This is a genomic window from Pseudoxanthomonas sp. GM95 (assembly GCF_900109775.1).
Lineage (GTDB): Bacteria > Pseudomonadota > Gammaproteobacteria > Xanthomonadales > Xanthomonadaceae > Pseudoxanthomonas_A.
Genome location: NZ_FOAX01000003.1, coordinates 527,057 through 539,257, shown reverse-complemented (window position 1 = coordinate 539,257; position 12,201 = coordinate 527,057). Strand labels below are relative to the sequence as shown.

The following is a 12,201-nucleotide window of genomic DNA, read 5'->3' as shown; positions in this document are numbered from 1 at the left end:
CTAAGGCGCTGGCGACCAGGTAAAGGTCGCCAGGCTCTTGCCGGGCAAGGTGTAGTGAAAGGCCGAATCGCCCTCCCGCACCGAGAACGTGCGCGGCACCGGCGCCGAATTGGTCACCACCAACACGCGGCCGCCATCGGGATTGACGAAGGCCACGTTGTCCACGCCGTCGACTTCTTCCGATGAGCCCACCCGATGCGCGCCTGGCGGCACGAAGCGGCTGGCATGGGCCAGCGCGTAGTACTCGTCGGTGCGGGTGAGCGCGCCGTCGCGGGTGTCGATGTCGACCACGCCGCGGCAGGTGTCGCAGCCGCCGGCGTGCGGGCCGCCGTCCTGGTCCAGCGCCAGGTTCCAGAACAGCACGCCGCGCGCGTCGTGGCGCACCGATTCGATGATCAGCCGACGCGCCTGCAGCGTGAGTCCACCGCTGCGTAGCGGCTCCCAGTCGCCGCCCGAGCACTCGGTCATGTAGACGTCCTTGTCCGGGAACGCGGCATGCACCGGCGACTGCGCGTCGGGCGTGCCGCCGTAGCAGTGCCAAGCCACCGCGTTGACGAAGGGATTGGCCTTCGCATCGTTCAACACGCCCAGCGGCTCGTGTGGTTTGTTCCAGTTGTGGTCCCAGTCGAACAGCAGCGGCGCCGACGACCCGCGCGCGGCCAGCAGCGGGCCGAGATGGCCACCGATGAAGCGCGCGCGCGCCGGCGCGTTGAAGCGCATGCCAGGGTAATCCTTGGGCTCGAAATCCGGCTCGTTCTGCACGGTCAGCGCCCAGATCAGGATGCCTTGTTCGGCATAGGCATCGACATACTCGAGCAGGTAGCGGGCGAAGGCGTCGTACGCCGCCGGGTCCAGCGTGCCCTGGATCAGGTTGCGGTTGGATTTCATCCACGCCGGCGCGCTCCATGGCGAGGCCATCACCTTGAGTTGCGGATTGATCGCCAGCGCCGCCTTTGTCACCGGCACCACGTCGGCCAGGTTGGGCGCGATGGAAAAATGCGTGAGCTGCGGATCGGGCGCGTTGCCCGGCGTGTCGTCCAGCGTGTAGTGGCTGCGCGAGAAATCCGACGCACCAATGGTCAGGCGCGCGAAGCTCAGGCCGATGCCATCGCCTTGCCGGCCGAACAGTTCTTCCAGCAGCTTCGCCCGCGCGTCCGGCGCCAGGCCCTGGATCAGGTAAGCGGACGCATCGGTGATCGACGCGCCGAAGCCGACCATCGCCTGGCGGGTATCGGTCGCATCGACTTCGATCGCGATCGGCAACGCCTCGCGCGCGCCGAACACCGCGGGCGCCATCGGCGACAGGGCGTACTGATGGCCATGCGTGGTCAGCCACACCTGCGCCTTGCGCGGCGACTGCGCCAGCACGGGCAAAGACATCGCCAGCGTCATCAAGGCGAACACGAGACGGGCAACATGACAGCGGCGAGGACAAGGCATCGGGCATCACAGGTCGGCGCGGGCCAACAACCTGCCCCAGACCCGCGCCAATCGCATGCTGCAGCGCGGCGCAACGCGAGAACGTTTCCAGTGCAACACCGCGGTGCGATGGGCTTTTCGGGGATGCACGCACATCGCCGTGGCTGAAACGATTGACACGCTTTGACACGCGTCGCTATGACAGCGCTGTCAGACCGATGCCTGGGAGGGCACGATGGACATCGATTCGCGGAGGCCGTGGGCCTCCAAGCCGCGTGCGCCGGTCGCACGCCTCGCCGCCGCCTGCTGCCTGGTGCTGTTGACCATGCAGGCGCACGCGCAGCAACAAACCGAAGCCCCCGCTTCGGCCACCGACACCACCACGCAGGACCAGGCCAAGACCCTGGACAGCGTCAAGGTCACCGGCATCCGCGCCGCCATCGCCAACGCAGTGGAAAAGAAGGCCGAAGCGACCTCGATCGTGGAGACCATCTCGGCCGAGGATCTGGGCAAACTGCCCGATGTCTCCATCGCCGACTCGATCTCGCGCCTGCCGGGCCTGGCCACCCAGCGCGTGGATGGCCGCGCGCAGGTGATCAACATACGCGGCATGTCCGAGCAGTTCGCCGGCACTTTGCTCAACGGCCGCGAACAGGTCAGCACCGGCGACAGCCGCGGCGTGGAGTTCGACCAGTACCCGTCCGAGTTGATCAACGCGGTCACCGTGTACAAGACCCCGGACGCGGCGCTGATCGGCCAGGGCCTGTCGGGTACCGTGGACCTGCAGACCATCCGTCCGCTGGACCTGTCCGAGCGGCGCATCGTGGTCGGCGGCCAGGGCGAGTACAACTCGCTGGGCAAGCTCAGCGACGACGGCAAGGAGCGCGGCTATCGCGCGAGTGCGTCGTACGTGGACCAGTTCGCCGACGACACCATCGGCGTGGCGCTGGGCGTGGCACGGCTCAACTCGCCGTTCCAGGAGCAGCACTACAAGTCGTGGTGGTGGGCGGACCTGGATCGCGTCGACTGGGACGGCCCGTACCAGGCCGGCCGGCCGCTCAACGCCATCGCCCTGCAGGGTGACGAAGCCTGGATCAAGTCACGCGACCTGCAGCGCGATGGCGTGATGGGCGTGTTCGAGTTCAAGCCCAACGACCGCTTCCACTCGATCCTGGACCTGTACTACTCCAAGTTCGACCAGGACGAGATCACCCACGGCACGATGTGGTCCAGCGCCTCGGATTTCGTCGGCGAAAACGGCAGCGGCATCACCTACAGCAACGCGCAGACCACCGACAAGGACGGCTATCCGGTGGTCACCAGCGGCACGCTCAACAACGTGCAGCCGCTGGTGAGCAACAACAGCAACCGCCGCCAGGACAAGCTGTTTTCAGTGGGCTGGAACAATGCCTTCAAGCTGGGCGAGCGCAGCACGCTGACCGCCGACCTGAGCTATTCGCGCGCCAAGCGTGACCAGTCCGCGCTGGAGCTCTATGCCGGCCGCCTGGACGGCCAGAGCATCGACTTCGACCTGAAGACCACGCCGGGCTATTCGCAGTTCACCCTGCCGGACATGTCCGATCCCAACGCGGTCTACCTGTGGGATCCGCAGCACTACAACCACGACGGCCGCCTGGAGATCTCCGAGCAGAAGGACACCATCAAGGCCGGTCGCTTCAACTTCAACCACGAGCTGGACAACGCGGTCATCCGCAGCGTCGATGCCGGCGTCAACATCAATAAGCGCACCAAGCAGAAGGTGGCCGATGTGTTCTTCGCCTTCCTGCCGGGCGAAACGCCGACGCTGGTCGATCCGTCGCTGCTGCAGTCGCCGGTGTCGCTGGATTTCGTCGGGATGGGCAACATCCTGGCGTTCAATCCGTGGACGGCGCTGGACCAGTACTACAACGTGGAGCTGAGCGAATCCAACGATGACCTGCGCAAGGACTTCATCGTCGAGGAAAAGATCAACACGTACTACGTGCGCGCCAACCTCGACATGGATCTCACCGATCGAATCCGCGTGCGCGGCAACGCCGGCATGCAGTACATCACCAGCGATCAGTCCTCCACCGGCTTCAACGCGGCCAATGAATCGGTGGTTGGCTCGCAGACCCTCGGCGCGCAGTACAGCGACTTCCTGCCCAGCGTGAACCTGATCTTCGACTTCGGCGAAGGCTGGCTGATCCGAGCCTCGGCCGCCAAGGTGATGATGCGTCCGCCGATCAACTACCTCAGCGCCGATTCCAGCGCCGGCGTCAGCACCACCGCGCCGTTCGTGTGGTCCGGCAGCGGCGGTAACCCGACCCTGGAGCCGTATCGCGCTTACGCCTTCGACCTGTCGTTCGAGAAGTATTTCGGCGAAGGCAGCTATGTCGGCCTGGCGCTGTTCCGCAAGAACCTGCAGACCTACATCTACCGGCAGAACCTGGACTGGGATTTCAGCGGCTACACGCCCGACCCCGACGCGCCGCCGCCGATTTCCAACATGGGCACCTTCAGCACCTGGGCCAATGGCACCGGTGGCTACATGCGGGGCGCGGAGCTTTCCACGGCGTTGTCCGGCAGCCTGCTCAGCGACTGGCTGGACGGCTGGGGCACGCAGCTCAACGTCAGCTACACCGAATCGTCGATCGACCCGGATCCCAACGACGATTCGCCGGGCACCGACACGATTCCCGGCCTGTCCAAGGTCGTGGCCAACGCGACGCTTTACTACGAGAAGCACGGGTTCTCCGCGCGCCTGAGCCAGCGCTATCGTGACGGCTACCGCGGCGAATACAGCGCCCTGTTCGGCCAGCGCCAGTACCGCAACACGCTGAGCGAGCGCACCGTGGATTTCCAGCTCAGCTATGAGTTCCCCGAAACCAGCGCGCTGCATGGCCTGACTCTGCTGGGCCAGGTCAACAACCTCACCGACGAGCCATTCCGGGTCGAGGTCAGCGAGAGCACCGGCACCGGCCTGTTCTTCCCCGAGGAGTACACCAAGTACGGGCGCCAATACATGCTCGGCTTCCGCTACGAGCTGTAAGCAAGGCCGCGCGTCGTCACCTCGCCAGCGGGGTGACGACGTGGGCGTCCATTGGGATCTTCGCGCAGCGCCAAGCGATGACACCGCGGAAAACCGCTGTTTTTGCGGGTTCAGGTGACGGATCGTTTCGCCACGCTTCGTATAATGGCCGTCTTTCGTTTGGGGGAAACGACGTCGCCATGCTGCTGGATTGGCTCAAGGACCTGGTTGCGATCGTGGAGTCGGGCACCTATGCCGCGGCCTCGCGCGTGCGCCATGTCACCCAGCCGGCGCTGAGCCGGCGCATCCATGCGCTGGAAGACTGGGTCGGGGTGCCGCTGTTCGTGCGCACGCCGGCTGGCGTCACCCTGTCCGAGGCCGGCAAGAGCTTTTTACCTGCGGCGCGCGACATCCTCAGCCGGCTCGAAGTGGCCCGCGGCGTGGCCCAAGCGGCGGCATTCCAGCCGCCGGGCGTAGTACGTTTCTGCGCGACCAACGCGCTGACCTTCAGCTTCTTCCCGCACTGGATCTCGCGCTTCGAAGCGCAGGTGCCGGGCCTGCAGGTGCAGTTCACCACCAATCACCTGGAAGCCTGCGAACGCATGCTGCTCAAGGATGAAGTGGACTTCCTGCTGGCCCATCGGCCCAGCGGCTCCAACGGCCCGCTGGATTCGGCCGACTACCTGCAGAAGGTGCTGGACGTGGACGTGCTGATGCCGGTCTCGGCGCCGGCCAAGCCGGGCGGGAAGCAGCCGCTGCATCGCCTGCCGGGCACGCGCGAGGAACCCGCCGCGTACCTGTCCTACACCGCGCAGGCCGGGCTGGGGCGGGTGGTGGACAGTATCGACGCGCTGCTGAAAACCAAGGCACACCTGCGTTCGGTGTTCGCGACCCATGCCTCCAGCGTGGTCGCGGCGATGGCGGTGCAAGGCCGTGGCGTGGGCTGGTTGCCGGAGACGCTGGTGCGCACCCAGCTGGATGTCGGCACGCTGGTGCGCGCCGGCAACGCGAGCTGGGATGTGCCGATGGAAATCTGCCTGCAGCGCAAGACCGCGCCGCTGACGCCTGCGGCGGAGATCCTGTGGGCCGCGGCGACCGCGCACGCACGCTAGATCAACGCGCCGCCTCACGCAGGCCGATACCGCTGGTGCATCGCGCCATGTAAAAACGGCATTGGGCGGCTGAAGCGTTCACGTCAAAAATGACAGCCTGCTGCAAGGTTTGCCGCAGGCGTTGCGTGTTTGTGTGCCCGATCCGGACCCCAGGCGAGCGACGCCCAGCCAACTCTCTCCAGGGAGCCAGCCATGTCCGCCTCGGACGACGATGCATCGTCGGTGTCGCCTTCGCGCCGCCGTTTTTTCCAGGGTCTGACCCTGATCCCGCTGGCCGCGGCGCTGCCCGGCTGCAGTGACGACAAGACCGCCGCCAACGGTGCGGCGTCTGCCTCGTCCAAGCCGGAAGACTTCAAGCCCAGCTTCTTCAATGACGTCGAATACGCCTTCGTCGTGGCCGCGTGCGGCCGGCTGATTCCGCATGACGACATCGGCCCGGGCGCGGTGGAAGCCGGCGTGCCGGAATTCCTCGACAAGCACATGCAGAGCGCCTACGCCGCCGGTGCGATCTGGTACATGCAGGGCCCGTTCGTCGAAGCGGCGAAGGAGTTCGGCTACCAGGGCAAGCTGGCGCTGCGCGACATGCTGCGCGTGGGCATCGGCGCGATGGACGCGCACTGCAAGAAGACCTTCGACGGCAAGACCTTTGCCCAGCTCGATGCCGATGCGCAGGACACCCTGCTCAAGGCCGCGCAGGACGGCAAGGTGGAACTGGAGGGCATCTCCGCCAAAACCTTCTTCTCCTACTTCCTGGGCGAAGTGAAGAACGGCTACTTCGCTGACCCGAAGCATGGCGGCAACAAGAACATGGGCGCGTGGAAAATGATCGGGTATCCGGGCATGCGCGCCGATTACATGGACTGGATCACCGTGCGCGACAAGGCCTATCCCTTGCCGCCGGTCGACCTGGCCGGCAAGCGAGGCTGATGACATGGCAACCGTGAAACCGAAAGTGGACGCCGTGATCGTCGGCATGGGCTGGACGGGCGCCATCCTGGCCAAGGAGCTCACCGACGCGGGCTTGAATGTGGTCGCGCTGGAGCGCGGCCCGGACCGCGATACGCAGCCGGACTTCGCCTATCCGCGCGTGGTCGACGAGCTGGAAGGCTCGGTGCATCGCCGCTACCTGCAGAGCCTGGCGCAGGAGACGGTCACCGTACGCCACACGCCCGGCGACACCGCCGTGCCGTACCGACAGATGGGGTCGTTCAAGCCGGGCACCGGCGTCGGTGGCGCCGGCAGCCATTGGTCGGGTTGCCACTTCCGCCCGCTGCCCGAAGACATGCGCCTGCGCAGCAATGTCGAGCAGCGCTACGGCAAGAAGTTCATTCCCGAAGACATGACAATCCAGGATTTCCCAGTCAGCTATGACGACCTGGAACCGCATCTGGACATGTTCGAAAAGGTCTGCGGCACTTCCGGCAAGGCCGGCGTGCTCAACGGCGTGCTGCAGGAAGGGGGCAACCCGTTCGAAGGCTCGCGTTCCAGCGAATATCCGCTCAAGCCCAATCCCAACTATCTGGGCGCGGAGATGTTCTATGGCGCGGCCAAGCAGATGGGCTGGCATCCATATCCGATCCCCGCGTCGAATGCGTCGGGCCCGTACGTCAATCCGTATGGCTGCCAGATGGGGCCGTGCAACGCCTGCGGCTTCTGCAGCGATTACGGCTGCCTCAACTACTCCAAGGCCAGTCCCAACGCCTGCATCCTGCCGGTGCTGCGCCAGCGCAAGAGCTTCGAGCTGCGCACCCACGCCACCGTGCTCAAGGTCAACCTGGACAACACCGGCAAGAAGGCTACCGGCGTGACCTACCTGGACGCGCAGGGCCGCGAGGTCGAGCAGCCGGCGGACATGGTGCTGCTGTGCGCGTTCTCGCTCTACAACGTGCACCTGATGCTGGTCTCCGGCATCGGCCAGCCCTACGACCCGGAATCCAACACCGGCACGATCGGGCGCAATTACTCCTACCAAAACCTCAACCGCGTGGTGATGTTCTTCGACAAGAGCGTGCAGGCCAACCAGTTCATCGGCATCGGCGGCGCGGGCACGACGATGGACGACCTCAACGGCAACCAGCTGGACAACAGCAAGGTCGGCTTCGTCGGCGGTGGCCTGGTGTGGGCGCGCCAGCCCGGCGCCGGCCCGGTGCGCGGCATCAACGTGCCCGAGGGCACGCCGAGCTGGGGGTCGAAGTGGAAGCAGGCCGTGGCCGACAACTTCCGCCACTCGTTCTATTACGAAGTGCAGGGCGCGTGCATGTCGTATCGCCAGCACTACCTGAGCCTGGACCCGACCTACAAGGACGCCTTCGGCCGGCCCCTGCTGCGCATGACCTTCGACTGGCATCCCAACGAGATCAAGGCCTCGCAGTTCTTCGTCGACCAGGCCCAACAGATGACGCGCTTCCTCAATCCGACGTCGATCTCCGGCGATGCGAAGAAGGACGGCAGCCACTACGACATCACCAAGTATCAGAGCACCCACACCTGCGGCGGCGCGATCATGGGCGACGATCCCAAGACCTCGGCGCTGAACAAGTACCTGCAGTCGTGGGACGTGCCCAACGTGTTCGCCATCGGTGCCAACGCGTTCCCGCAGAACAACGGCTACAACCCCACCGGCCTGGTCGGCGGCCTGGCGTACTGGGCGGCGCACAACATCCGCACCCAGTACATCAAGTCGCCCGGCCCGATGGTGCGGGCATAAGGAGCAGACGATGAAGAAGCTGCTTCTGATCCTGGTGGCGCTGGCGGTGATCGTGCTGGTCGCCGCGCTGGTGTACGCCTTCCTGCCGACCACCACGCCGGCCGTCGCCGGCGGCGAGCCGACCGCCAGTGATACCGCGCTGATCGCGCAGGGCAAGTACCTGGCTGCGGCTGGCGACTGCACCGCCTGCCACACCGCGCCGGGCGGCAAGCCGTTCGCCGGCGGGCTGCCGATCGCCTCGCCGATCGGCACGATCTACAGCACCAACATCACTCCGGATGCGGACACCGGCATCGGCACGTACACGCTGAACGATTTCGACCGCGCGGTGCGCCACGGCATCACCCCGGCCGGCGGCACGCTGTATCCGGCGATGCCGTATCCGTCCTACATCCGCATGACCGATGCCGATACGCGCGCGCTGTATGCGTACTTCAAGTTCGGCGTGCCGGCGATCAAGGCAGAGAATCGCAGCGCCGACATCGCCTGGCCGCTGTCGATGCGCTGGCCGCTGGCGATCTGGCGCAAGACCTTCGCCCCGGATCCGCAGCAGACCGGCTTCGAGGCCGGCGCCTACAGCGATCCCGAACTGGCCCGCGGTGCCTACCTGGTGCAAGGCCTGGGCCACTGCGGCACCTGCCACACCCCGCGCGCACAAACCCTGCAGGAAGTGGCGCTCAGCGAACACGACGGCCAGGCCGACGCGTACCTGGCCGGTGGCCAGGTGATCGATGGCTGGGTCGCGGTGAACCTGCGCGGCAACACCGCCGATGGGCTGGGCAGCTGGTCGCAGCAGGACATCGTCGACACGCTCAAGACCGCGCGCAATCCGCACACCGCCGTGGTTGGCAACGCGATGGCCGACGTGGTCGAGCACAGCACCCAGCACCTGAGCGATGAAGATCTCAACGCGATGGCGGCCTACCTGAAGACGCTGCCGGCCGCGCCCGGCGACGTGGCCAGCTTCAACGCCGATCCGGCCACCGCCACCGCGCTGCAGGCCGGCATCAACGACAGCCGCGGCGCCGAGCTGTACGTGGACAACTGCGCGGCCTGCCATCGCACCGACGCGCAGGGCTATGCCCATGCCTTCCCCAAGATCGCCGGCAACCCGAGCGTGCTGGCCAAGGACCCGGCCACCCTGGTGCGCCTGATCCTGGCGGGCAGTTCGCTGCCCTCCACCCAGGCCGCGCCGTCCAACCTGGGCATGCCCGGCTTCGCCGAGCGCCTGAGCGATGACGAGGTCGCCCAGCTGGGCACCTACATCCGCAGCAGCTGGGGCAACCAGGCCTCGGCGGTCACCGTGGCCCAGGTCAAGGCCGTGCGCGCCAGCCTGGCCGAGGAAGGCACCGCCAAGCACGGCGCCCCGCACGACCCGACCCAGGCCGACGCCGGCGACAAGTAAGCCCGCGTCCCGCCCGAAGCACCCGACAACGCCCGGCCCGCCGGGCGTTGTCGTTTCCGGCTGACGGGATTGTCAGCGCAATGTCAGGAAGGTGATGGGGGCCGGCCGACAGAATCGGTGGCACTCCCCTTCTTTCCTTTGCTGCCCCGGCGGCGAGGCGCGGCTGTACCGGCGCGGGCGGGGGAGCCGGGTGACCAGGATTCACGGTCGCCCGGAGCACACTCCACGGGCGAGGTGTCCGGGCCCGTGGAGCGGATTCCCCACCGCTGCAGCCGCCTTCGGGCGTCTGGACGAACCCATGGACCCCGCCGCATGAGCCACGTTCCAACGCCGTACCATGACGCCATGAAACTGCTGATCATCGAAGACGAACCCAAGACCGCCGGTTACCTGACCCGTGGCCTGGGCGAAGAGGGCTACAGCGTCGACCATGCCGCCAATGGCGTGGATGGCCTGCACCTGGCGCTGACCGGCGACTACGACGCGGTGGTGCTGGACATCATGCTGCCTGGCATGGACGGCCTGCAGGTGATGCAGTCGCTGCGCGCCCAGCGCGACACCCCGGTGATCATGCTGACCGCCCGCGACCAGGTGGACGACCGCCTGCGCGGCCTCGGGGCGGGCGCCGACGATTACCTGGTCAAGCCGTTCTCGTTCCTGGAGCTGCTGGCCCGCGTGCAGGCGATCACCCGTCGCGGCCGCGCGCATGAGTCCACCCAGATCCAGGTCGGCGACCTGCATATCGACCTGCTGGCCCGTCGCGCCACCCGTCGTGGGCGTCGCCTGAACCTGTCGGCCAAGGAGTTCGCACTGCTGGCCGCGTTGGCCCGCCGCCGCTCGCAGATCCTGTCCAAGACGGTGATCACCGAGACGGTGTGGGACATCAATTTCGACACCAACACCAACGTGGTGGAAGTGGCGATCAAGCGCCTGCGCGCCAAGCTGGAATACCCGGGCGAAGCCAAGCTGCTGCACACCGTGCGTGGCATGGGCTACGTGCTGGAGCAGCGCGAGGACGAGGCCGAGTGAACACCCGCTCCATCGCGGCACGGCTGGGCCTGATGTTCGGCCTGGCCGCCACGGTGGTGCTGGCGGTGCTGGCCGTTTCGCTGTTCCTGTTCCAGTCCTACGAGCTGCAGCGGCATAACCGCGACCAGCTCAATGCACGCCTGGTGATCGTCGAGCGCCTGTCCGCGCGGGCCAACGACGGCGAGCACTGGGCGTACTTCCGCGACAAGCTGGCCGACTTCACGCCCGAAGACGGCAGCCTGTACTTCCTGGTGGAAAGCGACGATCCGCGCTATCGCGTGGGCAAGACCTTCCTGGACCAGGCCGAGTTCGATGGCCATGCCGAGGGCTTCGGCAATGCCGTCCTGCCCAATGGCCAGCGCTACCTGACCCTGTCCCACACGCTGCCGGCCGCCGGCGAGCGTCCGGCCGTGCAGCTGATCGTGGCCGAGGGCCAGCGCAGCATCGAATCGGCCGAATGGCTGCTGGCCGTCGGCATCGTGGTGCTGTCGCTGGTGGCGATCGCAGCCGTCTCGACTCTGGGCTGGTGGATCGCGCGTCGCGGCCTGGCGCCGGTGGACCGGCTGAGCGCCTACGCGCGCCGGCTGGACGCACGCGACCTCACCCTGCGCCTGCCGGCCGACAACCTGCCGACCGAGCTGGACGGCATGGTGATGTCGCTCAACGAGGCGCTGGCCCGCCTGCAGCGTGCCTACGAGCAGCTCAACGCCTTCAACGCCGACGTGGCCCACGAACTGCGCACGCCGCTGGGCAACATGATCGGCGAGACCCAGGTGACCCTGGCCCGCGCGCGTTCGGCCGATGCGCTGGAAACCACGCTGCAGTCCAACCTGGAAGAACTGGAGCGGCTGCGCGCCATCGTCAACTCGATGCTGTTCCTGGCCCGGGCCGACCGCGGCGAATCGGCGCGCGACCTGGTCGATGTCTCGCTGCGCGAGGAGACCACCAAGGCCGCCGAGTTCATGGACATGGTCATGGAAGACGCCGGCATGGTCCTGCAGGTGGAAGGCGATGCCCGCGCCCGCGTGGAGGGCTCGCTGTACGCGCGCGCCATCACCAACCTGCTGGACAACGCGCTGCGCCACGGCGAGCCTGGCGGCAGCATCGAGGTGTTCATCGCCGAGACCGGCGACACGGTCAGCGTGACCGTGCGCAATCGTGCCAAGCCGATCACACGCGAGGCGCTGGACCATCTGTTCGACCGCTTCTACCGCGCCGATCCGTCGCGCACCGGCAGCGACCAGAGCCATGGCCTGGGCCTGGCCATCGTCAAGGCGATCGCCCAGCTGCATGGCGGCACGGTGTTCGCGATGTCCGAGGGCGGCTACGTCTCGGTCGGCCTGCGCCTGCCGCGGGTGGCCGTGCTGGGCCAGCCGGCACGCGTCGAGCGCCCGGCCACGCGCCCGGGCCGCAGTCCAAAGGTCAGTCCGCAGCCCTCGGCCTGAGCCCGTTCGCGGCTGGCCCGCGGGCCGGTGTCGCCGTTACAGTGCCGGCCAACGCATCGCCCCGCGCCGGGGCG

At 67.0% G+C, this 12,201-nt stretch carries 8 protein-coding genes; 7 read left to right on the top strand and 1 reads right to left on the bottom strand.

Annotated elements, in window-relative coordinates; translation table 11 throughout:
• Window positions 1-1,380 (bottom strand): glycoside hydrolase family 30 protein, encoded by a 1,380-nt coding sequence (locus tag BMZ17_RS17145; protein WP_093142355.1) that lies wholly within the window; start codon window positions 1,378-1,380, stop codon window positions 1-3.
• A 274-nt stretch (window positions 1,381-1,654) separates the two neighbouring features.
• Here BMZ17_RS17145 and BMZ17_RS17140 point away from each other — a divergent pair, with 274 nt between their 5' ends.
• From BMZ17_RS17140 to BMZ17_RS17110, 7 genes are all read left to right on the top strand, one after another.
• On the top strand, window positions 1,655-4,450 hold the full coding sequence (locus BMZ17_RS17140) for a TonB-dependent receptor (RefSeq protein ID WP_093141515.1): 2,796 nt from the start codon (window positions 1,655-1,657) through the stop codon (window positions 4,448-4,450).
• 179 nt (window positions 4,451-4,629) lie between these two features.
• On the top strand, window positions 4,630-5,541 hold the full coding sequence (locus tag BMZ17_RS17135) for a LysR family transcriptional regulator (protein WP_175485655.1): 912 nt from the start codon (window positions 4,630-4,632) through the stop codon (window positions 5,539-5,541).
• A gap of 192 nt (window positions 5,542-5,733) precedes the next feature.
• On the top strand, window positions 5,734-6,468 hold the full coding sequence (locus BMZ17_RS17130) for a gluconate 2-dehydrogenase subunit 3 family protein (RefSeq protein ID WP_093141505.1): 735 nt from the start codon (window positions 5,734-5,736) through the stop codon (window positions 6,466-6,468).
• A 4-nt stretch (window positions 6,469-6,472) separates the two neighbouring features.
• Window positions 6,473-8,248, top strand: a complete 1,776-nt coding sequence (locus tag BMZ17_RS17125) for a GMC family oxidoreductase (protein ID WP_093141500.1) — start codon at window positions 6,473-6,475, stop codon at window positions 8,246-8,248.
• Window positions 8,249-8,258: 10 nt separating this feature from the next.
• Complete coding sequence (locus tag BMZ17_RS17120; protein ID WP_093141495.1) at window positions 8,259-9,653, top strand: cytochrome c; 1,395 nt, start codon at window positions 8,259-8,261, stop codon at window positions 9,651-9,653.
• Between the two features lie 345 nt (window positions 9,654-9,998).
• Complete coding sequence (locus BMZ17_RS17115) at window positions 9,999-10,682, top strand: heavy metal response regulator transcription factor (RefSeq protein WP_093141491.1); 684 nt, start codon at window positions 9,999-10,001, stop codon at window positions 10,680-10,682.
• Window positions 10,679-12,127, top strand: coding sequence for a heavy metal sensor histidine kinase (locus tag BMZ17_RS17110; RefSeq protein WP_093141487.1), 1,449 nt, complete (start codon window positions 10,679-10,681; stop codon window positions 12,125-12,127). Before BMZ17_RS17115 ends, BMZ17_RS17110 begins: the two co-directional genes overlap by 4 nt.
• Window positions 12,128-12,201: the final 74 nt, after the last annotated feature.